General features: G+C 44.5%; 26 protein-coding genes. 6 read left to right on the forward strand and 20 right to left on the reverse strand.

Going from position 1 to position 23,680, the window contains the following annotated elements:
* Position 1: 1 nt before the first annotated feature.
* The 15 genes from FTU44_RS00790 to FTU44_RS00860 form a co-directional block, all read right to left on the reverse strand.
* Positions 2-553: a type II secretion system protein gene (locus FTU44_RS00790; protein ID WP_100535278.1), complete on the reverse strand. Its 552-nt coding sequence runs from the start codon at positions 551-553 to the stop codon at positions 2-4.
* Positions 554-567: 14 nt separating this feature from the next.
* Complete coding sequence (locus tag FTU44_RS00795) at positions 568-1,182, reverse strand: TetR/AcrR family transcriptional regulator (RefSeq protein WP_004645466.1); 615 nt, start codon at positions 1,180-1,182, stop codon at positions 568-570.
* Between the two features lie 40 nt (positions 1,183-1,222).
* A complete protein-coding gene (locus tag FTU44_RS00800) occupies positions 1,223-1,996 on the reverse strand; it encodes a TatD family hydrolase (protein ID WP_074383252.1) in 774 nt (257 codons plus the stop codon).
* Positions 1,997-2,023: 27 nt separating this feature from the next.
* The gene (locus FTU44_RS00805) at positions 2,024-2,365 is read right to left on the reverse strand and encodes a PilZ domain-containing protein (protein WP_005170399.1); all 342 of its coding nucleotides are present in this window, start codon (positions 2,363-2,365) and stop codon (positions 2,024-2,026) included.
* Positions 2,366-2,380: 15 nt separating this feature from the next.
* The gene (locus FTU44_RS00810; RefSeq protein ID WP_180049099.1) at positions 2,381-3,361 is read right to left on the reverse strand and encodes a DNA polymerase III subunit delta' C-terminal domain-containing protein; all 981 of its coding nucleotides are present in this window, start codon (positions 3,359-3,361) and stop codon (positions 2,381-2,383) included.
* A gap of 14 nt (positions 3,362-3,375) precedes the next feature.
* Complete coding sequence (kdsB, locus tag FTU44_RS00815; RefSeq protein WP_100355374.1) at positions 3,376-4,137, reverse strand: 3-deoxy-manno-octulosonate cytidylyltransferase; 762 nt, start codon at positions 4,135-4,137, stop codon at positions 3,376-3,378.
* A gap of 12 nt (positions 4,138-4,149) precedes the next feature.
* Complete coding sequence (gene lpxK / locus FTU44_RS00820) at positions 4,150-5,154, reverse strand: tetraacyldisaccharide 4'-kinase (RefSeq protein ID WP_180049101.1); 1,005 nt, start codon at positions 5,152-5,154, stop codon at positions 4,150-4,152.
* A gap of 3 nt (positions 5,155-5,157) precedes the next feature.
* Complete coding sequence (msbA, locus tag FTU44_RS00825; RefSeq protein WP_005097331.1) at positions 5,158-6,885, reverse strand: lipid A export permease/ATP-binding protein MsbA; 1,728 nt, start codon at positions 6,883-6,885, stop codon at positions 5,158-5,160.
* Complete coding sequence (locus tag FTU44_RS00830; protein WP_004278885.1) at positions 6,885-7,307, reverse strand: biopolymer transporter ExbD; 423 nt, start codon at positions 7,305-7,307, stop codon at positions 6,885-6,887. Before FTU44_RS00830 ends, msbA begins: the two co-directional genes overlap by 1 nt.
* 10 nt (positions 7,308-7,317) lie before the next feature.
* Entirely contained in the window at positions 7,318-7,956 is a 639-nt protein-coding gene (locus FTU44_RS00835; protein ID WP_005097334.1) for a MotA/TolQ/ExbB proton channel family protein, read from the reverse strand.
* A gap of 33 nt (positions 7,957-7,989) precedes the next feature.
* Positions 7,990-8,877 carry a ParB/RepB/Spo0J family partition protein gene (locus FTU44_RS00840; protein ID WP_005097335.1) on the reverse strand — a complete coding sequence of 296 codons (888 nt, stop codon included), beginning with the start codon at positions 8,875-8,877 and terminating at the stop codon, positions 7,990-7,992.
* A complete protein-coding gene (locus FTU44_RS00845) occupies positions 8,874-9,656 on the reverse strand; it encodes a ParA family protein (RefSeq protein ID WP_005170377.1) in 783 nt (260 codons plus the stop codon). Before FTU44_RS00845 ends, FTU44_RS00840 begins: the two co-directional genes overlap by 4 nt.
* A gap of 25 nt (positions 9,657-9,681) precedes the next feature.
* The gene (gene rsmG, locus FTU44_RS00850; RefSeq protein WP_005097338.1) at positions 9,682-10,314 is read right to left on the reverse strand and encodes a 16S rRNA (guanine(527)-N(7))-methyltransferase RsmG; all 633 of its coding nucleotides are present in this window, start codon (positions 10,312-10,314) and stop codon (positions 9,682-9,684) included.
* A gap of 85 nt (positions 10,315-10,399) precedes the next feature.
* Positions 10,400-11,089, reverse strand: a complete 690-nt coding sequence (gene murU / locus FTU44_RS00855) for an N-acetylmuramate alpha-1-phosphate uridylyltransferase MurU (protein WP_005170373.1) — start codon at positions 11,087-11,089, stop codon at positions 10,400-10,402.
* Positions 11,090-12,103, reverse strand: coding sequence for an aminoglycoside phosphotransferase family protein (locus FTU44_RS00860; RefSeq protein WP_005170371.1), 1,014 nt, complete (start codon positions 12,101-12,103; stop codon positions 11,090-11,092).
* Between the two features lie 121 nt (positions 12,104-12,224).
* Between FTU44_RS00860 and FTU44_RS00865 the strand changes: the two genes are divergently transcribed.
* Positions 12,225-14,678 (forward strand): LPS-assembly protein LptD, encoded by a 2,454-nt coding sequence (locus FTU44_RS00865; RefSeq protein ID WP_180049298.1) that lies wholly within the window; start codon positions 12,225-12,227, stop codon positions 14,676-14,678.
* Complete coding sequence (locus tag FTU44_RS00870) at positions 14,678-15,985, forward strand: peptidylprolyl isomerase (RefSeq protein WP_180001292.1); 1,308 nt, start codon at positions 14,678-14,680, stop codon at positions 15,983-15,985. Before FTU44_RS00865 ends, FTU44_RS00870 begins: the two co-directional genes overlap by 1 nt.
* 119 nt (positions 15,986-16,104) lie before the next feature.
* Here FTU44_RS00870 and hfq read toward each other — a convergent pair whose 3' ends face one another.
* The 4 genes from hfq to tsaE all read right to left on the reverse strand — a co-directional run bounded on the left by hfq (position 16,105) and on the right by tsaE (position 20,128).
* Positions 16,105-16,638, reverse strand: coding sequence for an RNA chaperone Hfq (hfq, locus tag FTU44_RS00875; RefSeq protein ID WP_074383259.1), 534 nt, complete (start codon positions 16,636-16,638; stop codon positions 16,105-16,107).
* Between the two features lie 93 nt (positions 16,639-16,731).
* Positions 16,732-17,676, reverse strand: a complete 945-nt coding sequence (miaA, locus tag FTU44_RS00880; RefSeq protein ID WP_180049103.1) for a tRNA (adenosine(37)-N6)-dimethylallyltransferase MiaA — start codon at positions 17,674-17,676, stop codon at positions 16,732-16,734.
* A 6-nt stretch (positions 17,677-17,682) separates the two neighbouring features.
* On the reverse strand, positions 17,683-19,659 hold the full coding sequence (gene mutL, locus FTU44_RS00885) for a DNA mismatch repair endonuclease MutL (protein ID WP_180049105.1): 1,977 nt from the start codon (positions 19,657-19,659) through the stop codon (positions 17,683-17,685).
* Positions 19,649-20,128 carry a tRNA (adenosine(37)-N6)-threonylcarbamoyltransferase complex ATPase subunit type 1 TsaE gene (tsaE, locus tag FTU44_RS00890; protein ID WP_005097351.1) on the reverse strand — a complete coding sequence of 160 codons (480 nt, stop codon included), beginning with the start codon at positions 20,126-20,128 and terminating at the stop codon, positions 19,649-19,651. The genes mutL and tsaE overlap by 11 nt, the downstream gene beginning before the upstream one ends.
* Before the next feature lie 125 nt (positions 20,129-20,253).
* On the opposite strand from tsaE, the gene FTU44_RS00895 reads away from it, so the two are divergent.
* The 3 genes from FTU44_RS00895 (at position 20,254) to FTU44_RS00905 (ending at position 22,165) form a co-directional block, all read left to right on the forward strand.
* Positions 20,254-21,162: a pseudouridine synthase gene (locus FTU44_RS00895; protein ID WP_180049107.1), complete on the forward strand. Its 909-nt coding sequence runs from the start codon at positions 20,254-20,256 to the stop codon at positions 21,160-21,162.
* Between the two features lie 114 nt (positions 21,163-21,276).
* Positions 21,277-21,624 (forward strand): type II toxin-antitoxin system RelB/DinJ family antitoxin, encoded by a 348-nt coding sequence (locus tag FTU44_RS00900; protein WP_005097354.1) that lies wholly within the window; start codon positions 21,277-21,279, stop codon positions 21,622-21,624.
* A 97-nt stretch (positions 21,625-21,721) separates the two neighbouring features.
* Positions 21,722-22,165: an N-acetyltransferase gene (locus tag FTU44_RS00905; protein WP_005097355.1), complete on the forward strand. Its 444-nt coding sequence runs from the start codon at positions 21,722-21,724 to the stop codon at positions 22,163-22,165.
* A 39-nt stretch (positions 22,166-22,204) separates the two neighbouring features.
* Here FTU44_RS00905 and FTU44_RS00910 read toward each other — a convergent pair whose 3' ends face one another.
* Positions 22,205-22,915, reverse strand: coding sequence for a pseudouridine synthase (locus FTU44_RS00910; RefSeq protein ID WP_180049109.1), 711 nt, complete (start codon positions 22,913-22,915; stop codon positions 22,205-22,207).
* A 139-nt stretch (positions 22,916-23,054) separates the two neighbouring features.
* On the opposite strand from FTU44_RS00910, the gene FTU44_RS00915 reads away from it, so the two are divergent.
* Positions 23,055-23,507 carry a DUF441 domain-containing protein gene (locus FTU44_RS00915; protein WP_180049299.1) on the forward strand — a complete coding sequence of 151 codons (453 nt, stop codon included), beginning with the start codon at positions 23,055-23,057 and terminating at the stop codon, positions 23,505-23,507.
* The last annotated feature ends 173 nt before the right edge of the window (positions 23,508-23,680 follow it).

Genomic DNA, 23,680 nt, shown 5'->3' on the forward strand with positions numbered 1-23,680 from the left:
TCTAGATTTCATTGATTTTGCCCAGATGATCCACCTCAATCGCAGAGCCGACTTCGCGATCTTCTAAAAAGAACTGAATCCGTACCGGCTTGACCTCACCATTCCCCAGCCAGATCAATTGAGGAGAATTCGCCTGCGTCAGATCACGATTTTGCGCACGGGCATAACGCTGTTGTTCTAGCCCCTGAATCCGAAAAGACACATGATCCGGCAGCTTACGTAATTTAAATTCTGTATAACTCTGCCATTTTTCATTTTGCAGGTTCTGTTCAGTCTGCGCTGCTGAACGATATTCTACAATTCCATAACGAAATGGCGAGACATCGGTCGCGGGTTGCATATCAAGCGCCAGTATTCTGGACTGGTCATTCGCCTCACGCATGACCCGCTGCAAGTCTAATAACAAAATCTCGCGTGCCTGCATGGCCTTACGCTGATCGACACCACTGGTATTCAGCAATACCAGTGAGGCCATGATTCCCATAATCACAATCACCACCATCAATTCGATGAGGGTAAAGCCACGAACTGCGCTGTGAGATGATCTGATCATACTAAGCTCTAACCTTAGGCAAACTGCTCGGCAGAATGCACCTGCTTTGGCAAAGCCAGTGCTTGATCGATATAGGCCACGCGCAAGGTATCGCGTGAACCCAGATAACGCTGATAAAAACTGGAATTGAGAATTGCAGCGGCGCCATGGGTCAGTGACCAGATCGACGCCAGATAGTCACGCACCGACATGCGGCTATGAATTGAAACCAGATAACTTTCTGTCATGCGGATGATCAGGCGTAAACGCTGTTTGCGTACCTGATACAGTTCACTGAATAGATGCTGAATTCCCACGCCAGTCGTCGACAGACGTTCTTCAATCTGATGGAACAGCACCGTACGTTCCGGATGATGTAAATGGTGCAACATAAAGAAGGCCAGATGTTCAGGAAAAGCTTTATCACTATCCTGAATCATTTCCAGCAACATGCGCTCATTACGGATAATCAGCAACATATACAGTTCATCTTTACTCTGAAAATGTTTATAGAGTGTCCCTTTGGCCAGATCAAGTTCAGCAGCAAGCGCATCTAGCGTCATTCCTGCTTCACCATTTTCCAGCAGGAGCTGCTCTGCGACTTGAAAAATCAAGGTTTCTCTTGCTCGAAACTGAGCCTGACGATCCATCTTCACCCTATAAACTCTCTTGTACTTTATATAACTTTATTTACTTTAAATTTAGAAGATTTTCAAAGTTCTGCTTTGTGATAGAAGCCATTTCTTCTAGCGACTTATCATATACATCACAAAGCGCTTTGGCTACATAAGGAACGTATTTAGGTTCGTTAGATTTACCACGATATGGCATCGGCGCAAGATAAGGACTATCGGTTTCAATCAGTACACGATCCAGCGGAACCTGTTTGGCCACATCGCGCAGATCCTGGGCATTTTTAAACGAGATAATCCCGGAAAATGAGACATAATAACCGCAGTCTAAAACCGCTTTGGCAGTTTCCCAATCTTCAGTAAAGCAATGCAAGATGCCATGCGTGGATTTTTCCGCACGGATAATATCCACGGTATCATGCTTGGCAGCACGGGTATGTACCACCACCGGTTTCTTGGTCATTTGCGAAGCATGGATATGACGGGCAAAGCAGGCTTTTTGTTCTTCGACAAAATCTGTACTGTGATAATAATCCAGACCGGTTTCACCGAGTGCCCAGACTTTTTCAGGCTGTGCCAGCTCGACCAGATATTCGGTCGTGGCACGCGCCATGGTCGCAGCATCTTCGCAAGGATGTACCCCAACGGTATAACCGACATCCGGGTGACGCGCGGCAATTTTCGCCAGCGCGATATGATCATCCAGATCGACCGAGATACTCATGAACCTGGATACACCCGCTTCACGGGCCTGTGCGAGTGCCTGATCCAGATCACCGTTATACGGCGTTAAATCCAGCATCGTTAAATGACAATGGGTATCTACAAACACAATGCGTTCCTACCACAGCTAAATGAACTACATAGTGTAACTTTTACGCCCTTCAGATTTAAGACCTGCAACCAGACGATCTGCTTCATTTTTGAAATAAACACCCTTTTCACCGCTTAACTGGATGCCAAAGCCTTGTGGCTTGATGCCATTCTGCTTTTGCGAGACCCAGATCACTTTACCGGTTAAAGGAATTTTCTGGGTCTGTTCAGGCAAAGTGGTCAATACAAAAACTTCTTCACCCAGCTTGACCGGCTGCTTGGACGGAATAAACAGTCCACCACCCCATACATAAGGCATATAGCTGGCAAACAGTGTTTCAATATCAGGAATATTGGCCTGAATAATACCGCCCATACGTGGTTGCATGTGATTTCCCCTTAATTAAAGATTCATCAGCTTGATAAACAATTCATCAATAACCAGATTGCTTTGAACATTCTGCTCGAGATATTGCTTGGCTTGCTGAAAATCTTCATAAATTTTAAAAAGTGCTGCTAATGAATATTGTTCGGCAAGCACATTAAACTCAAGATCAATGTTTTTCACCGTTTGATTGAGCTTGACACAAATTAAATCGGACAACAAGTATTCAAACATGGGAGCAAATTCACCAAAGCTCAGGCTTTTGTTCCATTTGGTCGCAATTGCAAGCGGCATATTTTTTTGCATCACCAGTTTTTGCCAGTCTTGCAGGAATTCCTGACGCAGTGGCAGCCAGGCACTTTGTGCAACCTCGAGTGCTTGTAAGGGCATCTGATTGGACAGGTTCATCAATAACTGTTGCTGGCTAGAACCTGCATCCGGCAACTGTGCCTGAACATAATCACTAAATTGTTCTGCAGAAATCCGGTCTAAGGCAAAATGCTGCAAGCGACTCCGTATCGTTGCAGGCAATTTTAAATAATGATCTGCCAGCAAAATAATGACCGTATTGTCACCGGGTTCTTCTAGCGTTTTCAATAATGCATTGGCAGAGGAGATATTTAAGGCTTCCGCAGGTTCAATTACAATCACTCGCCAGCCATCGACGGTCTGCTGCACAAAAGGCAACAGATCACGAATCTTTTCAATCTTGATTTTGGCATTCTGTTTTTTATTGTCTTCGTCGGTGCTGATATGCACATAATTGGGATGCGTATCAGCCTTGAACCATTGGCAACTGCCACATTCGCCACATGCACCAGAAGACTGCCGATTCAGACACAAGACCCAAGCCAGAAACTGCTGGCTAAATGCCTCCTTGCCACAGCCTTTTTTGCCATAAAACAATAAACCATGCCCAAGCTTGGGAAAACGTCCGGTCAGCGTTTCCCAAACCTGTTGCTGCCATGGATAAATCTGTGCATTGACATCAAAAGGCATGTATTCAACTCTTCTTAAGCAAAATGAGAAAGATCCATTTGATTCAATCGATCCAGATCTTCTTGAGTATCCACACCCGGTGGCAAATTGGCTTCAGCCACGGCAATCGCAATACGGTGACCATTTTCCAGTACCCGCAATTGCTCTAGAGATTCCAGTTTTTCCAGAACCCCCATCTCCCAAGTGACATATTCTTGAAGCAGTTTTACACGGTAAGCATATAAACCTAAATGACGATAGGCCTGATTATGCAGTTTTGCTTCAGCCAGTTTCGCGCCATCACGGTCATAAGGAATGGTGGCACGGCTAAAATACAAAGCTTGATTATGTTTGGACATCACCACTTTAACAATGCTGTCACGCTTAAATTCGTCTAGTTGATGAATCGGCTCACATAGCGTCGACATCGAAGAATCCGGTTGATCTTCTAGAAGTTGTGCCACCTGTTTCACCAGTTGTGCCGGCAATAAAGGCTCATCACCCTGCACATTGACAATAATATCGTGACTGTCCCAGCCTTTGATCCGCGCTACTTCACTGAGGCGGTCTGTCCCAGAAGGATGATCCACCGAAGTAATCACCACATCAACACCTTCGGCACGACAAACCTCAGCAATACGCTGATCATCGGTCGCCACACACAAATCATCAAAACCTTGTACTTTTTTGGCTTGATCCACCACACGCAGAATCATGGGACGACCATGAATGTCCAGCAAGGGTTTACCCGGCAAACGTGAACTGGCAAAACGTGCAGGAATAACAATGTGTTTCATACTGAATAAGCCTTAAGAAATTTGAATACCGTATTGTTGTAACTGTTGCTGCAAGACCGTATAGCAGGCTGGCGATAATACTGCATCGACTGGCACCACCCAGATATCCTGCTTAAAATCGGGATATTGTTTCAGTAATGCCATAATTTTGACTGCGTCTTTTTCCGTGGTAATGATCGGATTGGCATCATCAAACTGTAGATCTTCAATGTCATAATCATGATGATCGGGAAATTCATGACACTGGAATTGTTCTATGCCCAGATTTTTCAGGGTCTGGTAAAAGCGCTGCGGAAAACCGATTCCCACCACTGCATAAAAAGCCGACTGAGAATCGAAGATTTTATTGTTGTCTTGATTGAGTAGATAAGGCTGTGATGCAGCCAGATGCATATACAGCTCAGAACTTGGACTTGCCGAATGTTCAATTACCGTTCCTGTTTCCAAGCGTGTCACCGGTTCACGCAGATAGCCTTCCGGAAGCAGTTTTTGGTTGCCCAGACCGCGATTATTGTCCAGTACAATCCATTCAATCTGACGATTTAAAGCCCAGTGCTGCAAACCATCATCACAAATAATCAGATCCAACTGATGTCTTTGCAGTAACAGTTCAATACTTTTTTGCCGGTTTGGCCCTACGGCCATCGGCACGCCCGTCGCCTGTACAATCAAGGCAGGCTCATCACCGACGACCTCAGGCAAGGTATTAAAATCCACATAAGCCGGAAATGGACCTTTGCCGCCATAACCACGGCTAATCACCCCAACTTTTACACCTTGTTGAGTTAAATAATCAACCAGATGAATCAGCAAAGGGGTTTTACCACTACCACCGACAGTGATATTGCCAATCACCATGACCGGAACCGGAGCACTATAGCTTGTCTTGATCCCTTTCTGGTACAGCCAGCGATTGCTGACAAAACCTAAACGATACAAGCATGACAAAGGACGCAGCACCACCAGCCACTTTGCCTGTGCATTCCAAGCATCCTGAATGATTTGCGCCAATGCCATAACTTATTGTTCCTCAAAATTACGTTGATGCAGCTGATAATAAGCCCCATGCAATGCAATCAGTTCTGCATGAGTCCCTTGCTCGACAATACACCCCTGATCCATGACCACAATACGATCCGCATTTTCAATCGTCGATAAACGGTGTGCAATCACAATGGTTGTACGATCTTGCATGGCCTGATCAAAGGCACGCTGAATAAAGTATTCGGATTCATTATCCAGGGCACTGGTTGCTTCATCCAGAATCAGAATAGAGGCATTTTTCAAAATCGCACGTGCAATCGCGATGCGCTGACGCTGACCACCAGACAGATTTAAACCTTGAGCACCCAGTTGGGTATCATAACCTTTTGGCAGAGCCATAATAAAATCATGTGCATAAGCGGCTTTTGCTGCTGCAATAATATCTTCATCAGTCGCACCTTCGAGCTGACCATAGGCAATATTTTCCCGCACAGTCCGATTAAACAGCACCACTTGCTGATTCACCATCGCAATCTGGGTACGCAAGGCAGTCAGCTCAAAGTCTTCAATCGGTTTCTGATCCAGTAGAAGCTGACCTGACGTTGTATCCTGATAACGTACCAGCAAATTCACCAGTGAGCTTTTACCGGCACCGGAACGCCCAACCAGAGCAACCGTTTCACCAGCTTTTACCTCTAAATTAAAATCACGAATGGCATGATGACCATCATCATAAAACAGGTTGACATCTTTAAACTGAATATTACCTTTTAAGCTATCGCTTAAAGTCCCGGTATTTTTTTCTTCGGGCATGTCCAGCAATTCAAATACCGAATGCGCTGCGGCCATACCCCGTTGAATTTTTTCATTGATATCTGTTAAAGCCTTGATTGGTCTTGCCAACATGCCCGCAGCCGTAATATAAGCCACAAATTCACCGGCAGAGGTATCGCCAAGGATCTGTGGACGCAAGGCAATAAACATGACAATACTGAGTGAAATAGACATGATCAGCTGAACCACAGGACTGTTCAACTGCTGCACAGCGACCATTTTCAAGCCACGACGCAAGTTTTCCAGCGAGTTCTGCTTAAAGCGTTCCTGCTCGTAACTTTGGCCGCCAAAACCCTTGACGATCAGGTTGGCATTGACCGTTTCCTGAACCACATGGTTGACATCCCCCATGGTATCTTGCACTTGCTGTGACAATTTACGCATCCGTCTAGCTGCCTTACTGATCACAAAGCCAATGACGGGTGCAAAAATCAGGATACACATGGTCAGACGCCAGTTGCTATATAGCAGATAGCCTAATAGCGCAATCGTAATCAAACCTTGTTGCAACAGGGTTCTTAACGCTTCTGTTGAGGCAGCGGTCAGTTGTTCCACGTTATACATGATCTTGGCAGTAATATGCCCGCTGGTATTGTCCAGATAATACTGAGACGGTAAACGCAGCAGTTTTGCAAAAACTTCCTGACGGATATTGAACACCAGATTACGGGAAATCACCGCAGTAAAATACCCCCCCATGAATAATCCCAGCCCACGAAAGAACATCAGGACAACCACTAAAAACGGGAAAAGCGAAGTGAAACTCTGGTCTTTGTCTTGAATGGCCTCAATAATATATTCCAGTAATTTAGCCACAGAAACTTCTGTAGCCGCATTAATAGAAAAACCGAGCAGGACAAGCAATCCGATGCCCCAAAAGGGTTTTAAATAACTTAAAAGGCGAAGATAGACCTTAAAATCGTGCTTCACTAATAACCTCGGGTAGGTACTTTGGTACTGATATTAATATTGACAAAGCCGAGCTGCCCGGCCACATCCATAACGCGAATCACGTCCTGATGGCTGGCTTTCGCGTCAGCGGCAATGACGAACATTAAATCACGGCGTTCATTAGAAATCTGTTTAATTGCAGTATTTAAATCTGCGACTTCTTTACTGGCCAAGGATTGACCATTGACTGCATAATGACCATTGGCATCCACAATCACTTCAACTTTCTGATCATAACTTTTAGGCGGAACACCCTGCGCATCTGGCAAGGTCAAGTTCATACGGCTCATTTGGCTAAATGTTGTCGATAACAGTAAAAAGACCAGAATAAACAGCAGACAATCAATCATAGGGGTCAGATTAATATGCACATCTTCAACCTGGTTGCGTTTGAATTTCATCATCCGCCTCCTAGCTGGCTTTTTGCATATCTTGGTCTATATCTGCAATATTGCGATAAAAAAGATCCGCATGAAACAAGGTCGCCTGCTGTTCAAGCTCCGCCACATATTCCTGAACCAGTCGCTGGAAGTAACGATGGGCAAAAAGTGCCGGAATCGCAATCAGCATCCCGGCTGCTGTGGTAATCAAGGCTTTGGAAATACCTGGCATCATCAATACCGGATCACTCCCAGTCCCCACATCGATCATCAGAAAAGATTCGATAATCCCAAGCACAGTCCCCAACAAACCCAGCAATGGCGCCACAGCACTTAAGGTTCCCAGAAAGTTAATATTCTTTTCCAGATAACCAATTTCCTGCGATGCCATCACTTCCATTTGTGCACGGGCATACTGTTCGCCCTGCGGCTTGCTGGCATAGCCTGCTGCAAATACCCGGCCTAAAGTACTGTGCTTCAATTCTGTACTTTGTTGAATTTTTTGCATGACTTGTGATGCATTTTGCACTGGACTCATCAGAAGTGTAGACGGAAGTACCGCTTTCCTCTTCAGGCGAATCAGGCGCTCGATCGAAATCGCCAACATAAAGATAGAACACAAGACCAGTGGCAGCATGAGCCAGCCACCCGCTTTAACCAATTCCCACATCTAATTTATTCCCCAATAAAAAAAATATATAAATTATTCATCTTCTAAAATAGAAAGAATGCCATCCAGCTCTTCTAAAGAATGATAACTAATGACTAATTTTCCTTTACCTTGTTTGTTATAGTCAATTTTCACATCAGCACTGAAACGCTCTGAAAGGCGCTGGGTCAATTGCTGAATATCCGGTGCAAGCGCTTGTTTTACTTTTTCTTGTTTAGGTGCATTAAAATCACGGACTAACTGCTCGGTTTGACGAACAGACAAGCTTTTTTCAATCACGATATCAGCGACTTTGAGCTGGTCTTTTGCCTTCAGCGTTAGAATCGCACGCGCATGCCCCATATCCAGCAGGCCTTGCTGCATAAAGTCTTTCACTTCTTCAGCCAGACTGAGCAGGCGAAGTAAGTTACTGACCGTAGTACGTGCCTTGCCGACTGTGTCTGCAATTTCCTGATGGCTTAAACCAAATTCTTCATGGAAACGTTGCAGAGCCATGGCCTGATCAATCGGATTCAGATCCTGACGCTGGATGTTTTCAATCAGAGCCAATGCAATCGCGACCTGATCCTGAAGTTCGCGCACAATCGCAGGAATTTCAGTTAAACCTGCCAACTGCGCTGCACGCCAACGACGTTCACCGGCAATAATTTCATAAGGATAGCGTTCGTCATCGACCGGACGAATCACAATCGGCTGCATAATGCCGTGTTTTTCAATCGATGCCGCCAGCTCTTGCAAGTCTTGCTCGTTGATATAACGGCGCGGCTGGTATTCACCACGCTTGAGCAGGTTCACATCAATCTGTTTGAGCTGACCATGATCAAGACCTTGGGCTTCCATCTGTAATTTTTCTTTTTGAATTGAGCCTAGCAAGGCATCCAAGCCACGACCTTTAGCGAGTCCACGTTTCTTGACGGTCATGCTTTACTTCCTTTTTTCACTTTGCTTTTCTTTAATACTTCAGCTGCCAGATTTAAGTAAGCAACTGCACCCTTTGAGCTTTTCTCAAAATAAATCACCGGCAAACCGTGTGCTGGTGCTTCAGCCAGACGAATATTGCGTGGAATCACGGTGTCATACAGTTTTTTACCGAAATATTGTTCTAATTCTTCAGAGACATCACGGGTCAAGGCATTACGCGCATCATACATGGTACGTAATACACCGACTATTTGCAGGTCTGGATTCAATGCTTGCTGAATCCGATCGATGGTCTGGGTCAAATCAGCCAGACCTTCCAGTGCATAATATTCACACTGCATCGGAATCAGCACACCATCAACCGCTGCCAAAGCATTCACTGTAATCAGGCTCAGACTTGGCGCACAATCAACAATAATATAATCAAATGACTTTTCGACTTCTTGCAATGCATCACGCAGGATGAATTCACGTCCTTCTTGATCTGCAATTGCCAGCTCAACCCCAGCCAGATCACGGTTGGCACCCAGAACCTTATAACCGACCTCTGCCTTGGCGATCGCCGTTTCAATCGGCACTTCACCCAGCAATACATCGGTGACCGAATAGAGCAAGTCATTCTTTTGAATGCCCGACCCCATGGTTGCATTGCCTTGCGAATCCATATCGACCAGCAAAACGCGCTTTTTTAACACAGCTAAAGATGCCGCCAAATTTACTGCGGTTGTGGTTTTACCAACACCACCTTTTTGGTTTGCAATCGCAATAATTTGTGCCATGTTGCCCCCAATCCCTTTAAAATTCTTAAATACGTTTTAATAGCAGTAAATGACGCTGTTCGTCTAAGCGCGGAACTTTAAGTTCAATAATCTCACAACTAAATTCATTTTTTAAAGCAGTGACTTCATCTTCAGGAATTAAGCCTTTCATTGAGGCAATAATGGTCTGTTCATGCATATACGGTTTAGAGGCATCCACAAAGTCAGTCAGAGATGCAAACGCACGACTGGTAATCACATCAAATTGACCCAGCTCGTTAATGCTGTCTTCATTTTCTACACGCGTTTGCACCGCAATGACATTTTTAAGTTTCAGATCGGCAATAAACTGCTTCAGGAAACGAATTTTTTTACCGTTTGAATCGAGTAATACACATTCACGCTCGGGCTGACATAAAGCAATGATCATGCCCGGCATACCGCCACCCGTACCGATATCGAGCAGACGGCCCGCTGGCAGATCTTTTAGAATGCTGAGACTGTCCAGCAGATGCTTGACCAGCATTTCTTTCGGATCACGGATCGCAGTTAAATTATATGCTTTGTTCCACAGCACCAAAGCGTCCTGATACTTGAGTAATAAATTCAAAGCTTCTTCAGATAGCTCTAAACCCAAAGCCTGGCTACCCTGCTTTAGTTCTTGAAAAAACATGTGCATAAACAATCTACGCTCGAAAAAGTTAGGTGGAAGTATACCGTTTTCTATATCTTGTCATAGTAGGCAGTGCTTAGTGAATATTCACTTAAACAGACTTAGCTTCACGGATTGCCAAATCCAGTGCCGTTAAACGTTCAGGCGTACCGACATCCACCCAAATACCTGCCAGTTTAGAGGCAACCACTTGATGATTCAGCATCGCTGCCTTTAATAAAGGTGCCAAAGGACGCTTTCCAGCCTCTAAGCCTTCAAACATTTTTGGACTGATGACGGATACACCGCTAAAAGTCAGGTTTTCACCCTCGACCTGTTGATCGAAGGTATAAGCCTTCCCTTCTGCAAGGGTGAAATCACCCTCTGGATGTTGCTCCGGATTTTCGACCAACACCAGATGTGCCAAATTATCGTTCAGATCAACATCTAATAAAGGTGCAAAATCCATTGTGGTCCAGACATCACCATTTAATAGGATAAAAGGCTGATTACCCAAAAGCGGCAAAGCATGAATGATCCCGCCTGCCGTTTCCAGACCTTCACCTTCATGTGACCACAGAATCTTGACACCAAACTGTGAGCCATCACCCAGGGCTTGTGCCAGTTTTTCACCGAGCCATGCAGTATTGATCACGATTTCAGTGACGCCAATCGCAGCCAGTTTCTCGATATGCCAGACAATCAGCGGCTTGCCACCAACTTCAAGCAAAGGCTTTGGGGTATGCAGCGTTAAAGGCCGCATACGATTACCGAGGCCTGCGGCTAAAATCATCGCTTTCATTTAGGCAGCCACCTCATATGAACCATATTTTGCTTCAAAAGCCGGCATCACTTTTTCATGCATAAACTGCATAAAAGGCTGCAATTCTGGATAAGGTTTAGATTCTTCTAATAAATACCACATCACCCGTGGTAAATCTTTTAAATAACCGGACTTACCATCACGTTCAAACAGACGCACAAAAATACCCAGAATTTTGATATGACGTTGAATCGCCATCATATCGGCATCTTTCTTGAACTGCTCAAAATCACGGTCTTCTTTGGCTGAGGCTGGCAATAAATTATAAAAGGCTTCAAACCAGCGATAGACACGATCAGCATTCCATTGCACATAAGCATCACGGGTAATCGAGATCAGATCGTAGGTATCCGCACCAATCACCGCATCCTGAAAATCAATCACACCGAGTTCGGTTTCATTGTCAATTTTCATCAGATTACGGCTATGAAAATCACGATGCACAATCACTTGTGGCTGCGCCAGCGCTGCATTGGCCAGAATCGCAAAGCTACGTTTGATCAAGGCACTTTCTGATTCAGTCGGCTGGATCTTTAAGGCTGGCAACATCCAGTCAGTCAGCAGCTGCATTTCCGAGATCAGTTTTTCATAAGAGTATTCCGGAAAATGTCCTTCTCCAGCAATTGATTGCAGTTGAATCAGCTGCTTAAAGCTTTGCTCATAATAAGCATCCACCGTCTCTTCATTCAGCAGATTGGAAAGCAGGACATCGCCAAAATCTTCGAGCAGCAAAAAACCATTTTCCAGATCTTTGGCGACAATATGCGGAACACGCACGCCATGCGCATCAAAAAATTCATCAATCGTCACAAAAGGCACACAATCTTCTTTTTCTGGTGGTGCATCCATCAGCATAAATGTTTTATTATTCAGTTTGATTCGTGCATAACGACGGAAGCTGGCATCACCTGCTAAAAAATGAGTTTCAAATTGATCTGAACCGAGTACAGAGGCAATCCAAGATTGTATCAATTGTTCGCGTTGTGTATTCATTTGCAATTAATTCTAATACAGGCTGAGTTTTTAAAGTGCTAAGTGTAGCTACTTATCAACTTTTTCTCTATGATGCGACAATAATTAATTGCGATAAAAGCATGATTGGTTAATGAGACAAATGAAGCATCACTTTAAAATCAACCCTCTAGCGACTGCGATCTTAACCCTTTTATGTGGCAGCTCAGCCTCAAGCTATGCTGCATCAACTGTCTCATCCGATGTAAATGCAGAACAACTCAAACAGCGCATTAATGAGACCTATCCAGGTGAAGCCTTCTTTTCACAATACTATGTCGATAAATCCTCGGCTGAAGCGCAGCAACGCCAGGGACAGTATTTAAGTTCGGCTTATTGTGAAGGTGCCTGGGTTACCCCGATCGCCCCAGATGCAGCGACTATTGCGCCAGACCAAGCCACCTCAACCATTACCGCCGATTATGGACATTACAATCCGGCAGGCGACTCCTATCTGGAAGGCAATGTGGTTATTGATCAGCAAGGTCGTCAAATCCGTGCCGAACGAGTGACCATTGATCAGACCCAGACCTATGCCAAAGCAGCAGGTCAGGTACAGTTAGCACAAGGCGGTCTGATCTCACAAAGTGATGATATTAATTATAATTTAAAAACCCAACAGGGCGATTTAAACAACAGTTTCTATATTGCAGAGCAGCAACATGCCCACGGTCGTGCAGAAAAGATTGCCAAAACATCGACTGATACCATAGAACTGGAAAATGCCACTTACTCTACCTGCCCGCCTGAGCAAAAGCCGACCTGGAAAATACAGGCAGAAAAGATCAAGCTGAATCAGGAAACCGGACGTGGTGAAACCCGCAATACCAAACTGTATGTCAAAGACGTTCCGGTATTGGCAATCCCTTATTTCAACTTCCCGATTGATGACCGCCGTACTACCGGCATTCTGACGCCAACTTTTGGTTTTACCAATGATGGCGGACTTGAACTCGGTGTTCCTGTTTATCTGAATTTGGCCCCACAGTATGATGCTACCCTCACTCCGCGCTATATTGGTGATCGTGGTGCCATGCTAGATGGCGAGTTCCGTTATCTGACAGAAAATTATGGTGAAGGTCGTATCTGGGGTGGCTATCTACCTTCGGATGAAAGTTATGATAATGAGGATCGTAAAAGCTTACATTACTTGCATAATTGGCAGATCAACGATCAGTTCTCGACCAATCTGGAATATAATTACGCCTCAGACAAAGATTACTTTGCCGACCTGGACAATAACCCGAACTCAAAAACTGACTTGAACCTGCGCCGCGCCTGGGAAGTCAATTATAAAAATGGTATTCCCGGCTTAAAGGCACAATTCAAAGTCGAAGATTTCCAGACACTCGATCCCACTGTACTGGATGAAGATCGTCCTTATGCACGTTTGCCGCAGCTTTTAGTCAATTATAAAACTGGCAATCCACTCGGATTACAGCTTGAGTTTAATAACGATACTGCTTATTTCCAGAAGGACCTGAGAAATTTTGCTGATATCCCTCAAAATGATGACAAGATTTATCAACCAAGTGGCACCCGCATCTATAACGACTTTTCGGTGCGTTATAATCACTATAACCCGTGGTCGTTTTTTATTCCGGAAGCATCTGTACGCAACATCAATACCTTCTATGATGAGAAAACCCGAGACCGTGGTGGTTCTAGTGAAAGCCAGTCCATTGTGGTGCCACAATTCACGCTGGACACCGGCTTAATTTTCGAAAAAGAAGGCACCTATTTACAGACCTTAACGCCTCGTCTGTTCTATGCCTATTCACCTTATGAAAACCAGCAGAATCAACCTAACTTTGACTCAGTCGTCGCTTCGATTAATTATGATCAGCTTTTCAGTGCACGTCGCTTCTATGGCAACGACCGCCTGGAAGACAACAACTTTGCCTCTTTAGGCCTGAGTTATAGCCTGTTTAATGAAGAAGGTCTGGAACGCCTACGTGCGAGTGTCGGTCAAAGTTTCTTCTTTGAAGATCGCCGTGTCACACTGGAACAGGATGCAGACAAATATGACCGTGAAAGCCATACAGGGCCTGTCATTCAGCTCACCAGTCAGCTATCGAATAATGTCCATGTCAATTTAAACTCCAGCTGGATGTCGAATGGTCAAAATGCGCAGCGTGATGTGCAGGTTTATTATACTGGCGATCAGGGCAATCTATACAACGTCGGCTATTTCTATCGTAAAGACATTCCGAACCGTCAAGACCGTTATGATCATATCGTCGGCTCCTTTATTCAGCCGCTTGCCAACAACTGGCGTCTGGTAGGACATGCGCAGTTTGACCTCGACAATAGTGTCGCACGAGAATATTTACTTGGGGTCAACTATGAGTCATGCTGTTGGGGAGTTTCTGTATATGGTCGTTCATATTACAATGACTTAGACGACGTTAATGATTCAAACGTCAAAGCCAAACGCGCCATTATGGCCGAGGTCAGCCTGAAAGGCTTAGGTGGGTTAAGCAGCAAACTCACCTCATTACTAGAAAATCGCATTCTAGGTTTTAACAATATCAATCAAAATTGGACAGAACGTTAATGAAGACAAAACAGTTAAAACAAATTTTTAAAGCGACTGCACTTGCGCTATGCCTTTCTTCAGCGATGACGACGTTTGCTGTTGCCCAACCTAAAGATGAAGTTGTAGCTGTGGTCGACAATAGTATCATTCTGCGTAGTGATCTGGCTCAAGGTGTGGCCGAGATTTCTCATCAGCTGCAAAAGCAAAATCAGACAGTTCCACCCCAACAATTTCTTGAGCAACAAGCCTTAGAGCAGCTCATTATTCGTCAGGCACAACTTGAACAAGTTAAACGCTACAATATTCGTCCCGATGAAAAATCCCTGAATGACGCAGTACTGAAAGTTGCCCGTGATTCGGGCTCAACCAGTCTGGAAGCTTTCCAGCAAAAACTGGATGCCATGGCGCCCAATACCTATGCTTCTTTACGCAACCGTATTGCGGAAGATTTAGCGCTGAATCGTTTACGTCAACAAGTCGTGACTTCACGGATTCAAATCACAGACCAGGATGTTAAAAACTTCCTAAATACCCCGCAAGGTCAGGCTTTACTCGGCAGCCAGGTACATGTGCTGCATTTACGTGTAAGCGGCGAAAATGCGGAACAGATTGCTACACAGGTAAAGCAAGAGCTGAATACCAGCAATGATATTCAGGCGATCAGCAAAAAATACAGCACTGGCGGCATTAAAGTCGAAGCTGCTGACATGGGCGTGAGAAGCCTGTCAGAAATTCCGGCAGAACTGGCTGCACGTGTCACGACCCTACAGCCAGGTCAAACCTCTGAACTCATTCCGGTTGCTGATGGGGTACATGTACTCAAGCTACTAGAACGTAAAGGTGGCGAACAAAAAGCCCTGGTTCCTCAATACTTGACCCGCCACATCCTGATTCAACCCTCTGAAGTAGTCAGTCCGGAAAATGCCAAACAGATGATTGACAGTTTATATAGCCGCCTGCAACAAGGCGAAGATTTTACTGTTTTAGCTTCAACCTTCTCCAATGATACCGGTTCAGCACGTGATGGTGGCAGTCTTGGCTGGGTAAGCCCTGGGGTAATGGTGCCTGAGTTTGAACAGCAAATGAAAAGCACCCCAGTGGGGCAGTTCAGTAAACCGTTTCAATCCCAGTTTGGCTGGCATATCCTGCAAGTCAGCGAAACACGTCAACAGGATATGACAGAGGAATATCAAGAACGTATGGCCCGTCAATTACTTGGTGAACGTCAGTTTGATGCCGAGCTGGACAGCTGGTTACGTGAAACACGTAGCAATGCCTATGTAGAAATCAAAGATCCACAACTGGATCCTAAACGTAATCGTTAAGCCCAGATCCATTTTAAAAAGCCAGCGCTAGATTGCTGGCTTTTTAATTTTTATCCATGCAAAACTTACAGGCATAAAAAAACCTCTCGATGAGAGGTTTTTTTAATTTTCAGACTCGATTAACGATTATTTTCGTCGTCTTGAGTATCTTCAAATTTAGTATCGTTGTCAAAGCCAGCGCCTTGACCACCAAAGCCACCTTGACCACCGAAGCCAGCACCTTGACCGCCACCGAAGCCGCCTTGACCACCAAAGCCACCACCTTGACCACCAAAGCCAGCGCCTTGACCGCCACCGAAGCCACCTTGACCACCAAAACCAGCACCTTGACCGCCACCGAAGCCACCTTGACCACCGAAGCCAGCGCCTTGACCGCCACCGAAACCACCAGTAGCACCTTGACCGCCAAAGCCAGCACCTTGTGGACCAGCAGGCGCACCAGCAGGACGAGGATTACGTGCAGGCACTACAGTTGAAATTGCATGCTTATAAACCATTTGGCTTACTGTATTTTTTAATAAAACCACGTATTGGTCGAAAGACTCGATATGACCTTGTAATTTAATACCGTTTACCAGGAAGATAGATACTGGGATACGTTCCTTACGGAGAGAATTCAAGAATGGATCTTGTAAAGTTTGACCTTTAGACATGTTATAACTCCAAAAAAAAATTAAAAATCAGCGCAAAAACTATCTCTATTTTTCAATTAAAAATTATAAAAAAGATAGTCCCTAAATTTTGCTTTATCCGTGACAGTTTCGCAAGTCTTGTTGAGCCTGCTGTAGCGTAAAATATGTTGTAAATTTATGCTTTTCTTGCAAAGACCTCAGCCACGTATATTGACGTTTTGCAAGTTGTCGTGTCGCAAATAAAGCTTTATCCTCCATTTCCTGTTGCTTTTCCTTGGTTTTGTCAGCATTTTTTAAGAATTCTATAGCTTGACGGTAACCTACCGAACGCATAGAAGGTAGATTTTCATTAAAATCGTATTTTTCAATTAAACCAACAACTTCATTTAAAAAACCGTTTTTCCACATCATTTGCAGACGTTGTTCAATACGCCCGTGTAATTCTAACCGATCTGGCATAAGTGCATAGTTATAAAAACTGTAACGATATGGTAAATTTTTAGGTTGCTCTGCCTGTAGTTTTGTAATCGGCTCACCGGTCAGTTTAAACACTTCTAAGGCACGAATAATACGCTGCTTGTCACTAACCTTGAATTTCTCCGCAGCAACGGGATCTACGGCACTTAATTCTGCATAAACAGTCTCCCAACCTTCTCGCTCGCCTTTGGCTTCAATTTCAGCACGAATCGTATAGTCGGCACTGGGCAGATTATCTGACAACCCCTCAAGTAAGGCTTTAAAATACAGCATGGTTCCGCCCACCAATATCGGTGTTTTACCACGTGCATGAATATCATCAATTAACCGGCAAGCATCTTCAACAAAGTTTGCCGCAGAATAGACTTCGAGTGGACTGATAATATCGATCAGATGGTGCGGATAGCGCGCCAGTTCCTCTTTAGAAGGCTTGGCTGTTCCAATATCCATTTCCCGATAAACCAGCGCAGAATCGACCGAAATCAGCTCGAATTTTCCCTGCTCATACAGTTCACATGCCAAAGCGGTTTTACCACTTGCAGTTGGCCCCATTAAATTGATGACCGGCAATTGATTGGACATGTAAAACTACTCTCCTCGAGCAAAAAGTTTGTCTAGTTGATTCAATGGAAAAGCGCGCCAAGTCGGACGGCCATGATTACATTGACTGGCAAATTCAGTGTGTTCCATCTGACGCAATAAAGCATTCATTTCAGACAGGCTTAAAATGCGATGCGCACGTACTGCACCATGACAGGCCATACCTGCCAGAATCTGGTCACGTTTCTGCAATAGACCCTGTACCTGATCATTCGGATCCAGATCATTTAACAGCTCGGGAATCAGTGCATCAAAATCTGCTTTGTGCAAAATGGCAGGTACGCCACGCACAATCACCTGTTCATCACCATACTGGTCAATTTCAAGCCCCAAACGCATTAACTGCTCTTTGAGTTCTTCGACCCGCATCGCCTGCATTCGAGTGATGTTGACCACTTTGGGAATCAGCAATTGCTGTGATGTCCAGAATTCAGGTTTATCCCAAGCCGATTTCATTTGCTGCAAGACGATGCGTTCATGGGCTGCATGCATATCCACAATGATCAGCCCTTCGGTATTTTGTGCCAGAATATAAATCCCATGTAACTGGGCAATCGCAATCCCGAGTGGATGTTCATCGACTTTGGCCTGTATATGACTTTGCAAGGCTTGCTCTGCAACTTGTGGCTCATAGGCAGACGCTTGATCACGCAGCGGTGCCAGATAGCTTTGCAGGGCATTATTCAGCTGCTGCGAGCCTGCATAAGACGCATTATAGTCTCGCGCATAATGTACCGTTTGCGGCCGCGAAGATTCAAAGTCGGTCAGGACATCCGATGCCTCATTTTCACCTTTAGCAGCTACAGGTAGGTTAGAGGATAATTGTTGCTGCGCATGCGCAGTCTGGTGCAGGCTAAACTGTTCCTGATAACGCGGTTGCGGTACAAGTGCAACAGATTCATCATCAACTTTCATCGCAGTTGCTAAATCCGCAGTTGCCGTCTGGAATTGTGCCAGAGTGTCTTTGGCATAATGCCGCACAAACTCATGTACTTCACGCTGATTCAGAAAGCGAATTTCATGCTTAGTGGGATGGACATTGACATCAACATTTTCAGGATCAACTTCTAAAAACAGCAAATAAGCCGCATGTTGATGGCCATGCAAAATGCCATCATAAGCCATCCGCAAGGCATGAGAAATGGTTTTGTCTTTGACAATCCGGCCATTGACATAGACATATTGCAAGTCGGCCTGTGCACGCGCATCTGAGGGATGACCAAGCCAGCCTGATAAACGCATGTTTATACTGTCAGCATCGATCCAATAAGCATTTTCAGTGAACTGACGACCCAATAACTGCTGTACCCGCTGGAAACGTAAAGCACCGCTGTCCGCCACGGGTAAATTCAGCTTGATGCTTTCATTATGTTCCAGCACAAACCGGATATCAAAATGCGTCAGTGCCATACGGCGTACAATTTCTTCAATGTGGCCAAATTCAGTGCCCGGTTTCTTTAAGAATTTACGCCGCGCAGGCACATTAAAAAATAAATCCTGAACCCGGATATGCGTCCCTTTCGAAGCCGCGACCGCTTGAATCTGCTGATGATCAAAAGCCGTACCGTTTACTTCTACCTGATAACCAATGCCATCCTCATTTTGACTGCTGATCATGGTCAGGCGTGAGACTGCTGCAATCGATGCCAGCGCTTCTCCACGAAAGCCTAAACTGCTGATCGCATACAGCTCATCGGCACTCTGGATTTTGCTGGTGGCATGACGCATGACGGCCAATGCCAGATCTTCAGCATGAATACCACGGCCGTTATCCATAATTTCAATTAAGGTACTGCCACCCTGTTCCACCCGGATGATCAGCTCGGTCGCACCCGCATCAATCGAGTTTTCCAGTAATTCCTTGACCACGGATGCCGGACGTTCAATCACCTCACCTGCAGCAATCTGGTTGGCCAGCGCAGGATCAAGGGCACGGATACGGCGTAGGCTTAAATCATTCGACATGTGAAAATTGACGCTCCAAAGCCTCTCGCAAAGCAAGATTAGAGGAAATCAGGCTTGCAGTACGGGTCAGTTCATCTTCAGATTTTAAAATTTCAATAATCAGGTCAGCTTGCGGAATTTCATCGCCACCTTTGGAGGGCCATTCAAATAAAAATAGCGCATTCGGAGTTTCCAGATAATCCCGGATTCCCATCAATTCGAGTTCATAGGGGTCATTCAGACGGTACAGGTCAAAGTGAAAAATATCCTGCCCATTGATCTGATACGGTTCGACCAGCGTATAAGTCGGACTTTTCACCGAACCTTGATGACCCAGCTGTTGCAAATAATAGCGCGTTAAGGTCGTTTTTCCTGCCCCCAAATCACCGATCAGATATACGACTCCCGCAGGGAAATTTTCGGCCAGAACCTTGGCCAGTTTCTGGGTATCGTCTTCATGATTTAAAGTGACATTAAATGAATAAGGCATATTACTCACGACATGATGCAAAAGAATAAATATGATAGCATCGCCACGCTTTAAAAGCCTATTCACCTGTGTGAGAAACTGTATTTTTTCACCATTTCTGTTTCTGAGAGGTTGATCTGCCTGCCATGCATCCGACTGTTGAGTTTAATCCGCCCATGTTAAATGGGGTCAGTGCCAGTAAAGTGTTCTTGCAGGATAGTCTAGATGCACCCCCGACAGTTTTTGCTTATTTATGCACGCAATTTGCGCATATCGCAGCAGATGAATGGCAAGCCCGTTTCGCCAAAGGTCTGGTCTATGATGCGCAGGGCCATCAATTAAGCACAGAAAGTCCATTTCAGGCCAATAGTCATTGTTTTTATTATCGATTTTTGGCACATGAAGTGCATGTTCCTTTTCAACATCAGATTTTATTTGAAAATGAGCATTTCATGGTGATCGATAAACCGCACTTTTTGACCATGAGTCCGACCGGTCAGTATGTACAGGAAACCTTGCTGGTTCGTCTCAAAAAACAAACAGGCAATGAACATTTAACACCGATTCACCGGCTAGACCGTGAAACGGCCGGCGTGGTTCTCATTTCAAAATATGTAGAATCTCGTGGCCTGTATCAACAGATGTTTGCCACACGGCAAGTGCAGAAGACCTACCATGCGATTGCAGCATACAAGGCTGATTTAGAATTTCCATTGATCACACGATTAAGAATGGAAAAAGGTCAGCCCTTCTATACCATGCAGGTGGTCAACGGCGAAGCCAATAGCGAAACGGCAATCCAGCTGTTAGAACATAATAAAGAATGGGCCAAATATGAACTGAAACCACACACTGGCAAACAGCACCAATTACGCGTGCACTTGAATCATCTCGGTATTCCAATTCAGAATGATCCGTTTTATCCACTGATAGCGCACAAAGCCGAAGATGATTTTTCTGCCCCTTTAAGCTTATTGGCCCAACATATTCAATTCATCGATCCGATCACGCAGAAAAGCATGAATTTCAGCTCCAGACTTGAATTGACACTGTAAATCGCTTGTCATTACAGATTATTTTCTAAAATCGGTCGCTTTAAGATTGAATTTCAAACGTAATTGATTAGAATAAAGGCGAAAAGTTAAGTAATTTAAAGCTTTAAAAATATTATGAGAAAAACTGAAGTTTATCAAATTCGCTTGGACTCGCAAGAGAAGAAACAAGCCTTTGCGGTATTTAAGCAATTGGGGATTACGCCAGCTCAGGCCGTGCGTCTTTTTTTCAAACAGGTGGTGATTACCAAATCGATCCCCTTCTCGATTGAAAACCAGAATATTAATCTGGAACAACTGATCCGACTGCGCAAACTGAAGCAAAATGAGATCCAGAATGGGCAAAGCAGCTTGCCAAATTCAACACTCAATTCTCTGGATGATCAGGAAATCCAGCTCGATGATGATCATCTGGATTTATTTGAAGAACTGAATGCCATTTTAGGTGAAAGCGACAAAATTTAACATTGTTGCATTTCCGAACAATTTCTAAAGCCGGCCACTGACAAACTTCGCTATGCTTGATGCTGATAATGAATAAAAAATTAGCATGGAGGATGCAATGCTCGTACGACGCGCTCAATCAGCAGACCTGAATCAGCTTGCGATATTATTCGATGAATATCGACAATTTTATGGCACCTCCTCTAACCCCGAACTCTCCTACCAATTTTTAAAACAACGTTTTGAAGATGGACAGACCGTCATTTTCATTAATACCAAAGATGATACTTTTACCGGCTTTATTATCCTGTATCTGGGTTTTTCTTCGGTGGCCTGCTCGACCTATTATATTCTGGATGATGTCTATATCACCCCGATATTTCGGCGTCAGGGTGCAGCCAGACAACTGATTGATACCGCAATTTTATTTGCCAAACATGAACAGGCCTTAAGAATTACCCTGGAAACCCAAAAGAACAATTACCAATCGCATGAATTGTATGAATCTATGGGATTTATTAAGGATAATGAGTTTCAGACCTATCATTGTTTCCTGAGATAAAATCTGATCGTTCAAATAAACTTGAGAAGAATAACTCAATTATTCTTCTGAACGGAATTTTGCCAAAGCCACCTGTTCTGCATTTAAATAGATCCATTCTCCTTCAGCCAGCTCAGGCAGAGCCAAAGCACCAATTTGAGCACGATGCAATTGCTCGACTTTATTTCCGACGGCTGCCAGCATGCGTTTCACCTGATGATATACCCCTTGATGAATGCTCATTTGCAGACAGCTTTCAGACAGACGTATCACTTCAGTGGCTGCAAAAATACCTTTTTCATTGCGTAGCTCAACGCCTTGTTCCAGTTGCTGTAGCTGAGCATCAGTGACTGGATCTGCCGTTTGCATTTGATAAACTTTGGCCACATGTTTTTTCGGATGTGTTAATGCTTGCAGAAACTGGCCATCATCAGTCAGCAATAACAGTCCGGTGGTGTCCTGATCCAGACGACCCACGCATTGAATGCCACGATTCAGCAGCATCTCATCAAACAGATCAAACACACTAAAATGATGCGTGGCCTGATGCGAACACTCATAGTCCTGCGGTTTGTTTAAAGCGATATAGACTTTCTCTCGATAGCGATGGGCCTTGCCATAGACCTCGAAGTCTAAATCATTCAAATCCAGTTTATGTTTAGGATGATCAATCACTTCATTCTGGATAGAAACAGCACCATTTTTAATCAATTGCTGACAATGCTTGCGGGAACCGAAACCTTGTGACTGCAACATTTTTTCCAATAGCATCTGCTTAAACCTGTATCGCGTGAAGAGTTGTGCATTTTATCCTGAAACACACCTAAATTGATTGCTTCGCTTATTTTCTTCGTATCACCAGCTGAAACGCTCTACAATGGTGGCATTTTCCATGTTTCCTCTCCCGCCCATGTCACAACTCGATTTAAATTTGATGGTTCTTTTGGTATTACTGGCCTGTGGTATATTCAGTCACAATAGTGCTGTCACCATCGCTGCAGCGGTACTGATTGTTCTTAAAATTACCCCGCTACACGACCTGTTGCCTTATGTACAACAACATGGTTTGAATATTGGAATTATTATTTTAACCATCGGGGTATTGGCACCGATTGCGAGTGGCAAAATTGCCGGAGAAAGTATTCTCGAGTCATTTCTCAGCTGGAAATCTTTACTGGCCATTGCCATTGGTGTTTTTGTGGCTTGGCTCGGTGGCCGCGGTGTGAAACTGATGTCGAATCAACCGGATATTGTCGCGGGCTTATTGATTGGTACTGTAGCAGGTGTGGCGGTGTTACGCGGCGTACCTGTTGGGCCGCTGATTGCAGCCGGGATTTTATCTTTATTGATTGGTACACAATAGATTCAAATCATCAGCACGCATCACCAGTATGCAAAGATTTCTCAAAAACACATCACATGACCTATAACAAAAACACATCACATGACCTATAATATGCAGGTCATCTATTGATTACCTTGCACCAAGCTTTAAAGCAGTGTTTCAAGCTTGCTCAGGATATGTCATCAGATCAA

The organism is Acinetobacter sp. YH12105, from assembly GCF_013419095.1.
In the GTDB taxonomy this organism is placed as follows: Bacteria; Pseudomonadota; Gammaproteobacteria; order Pseudomonadales; family Moraxellaceae; genus Acinetobacter; species Acinetobacter pseudolwoffii.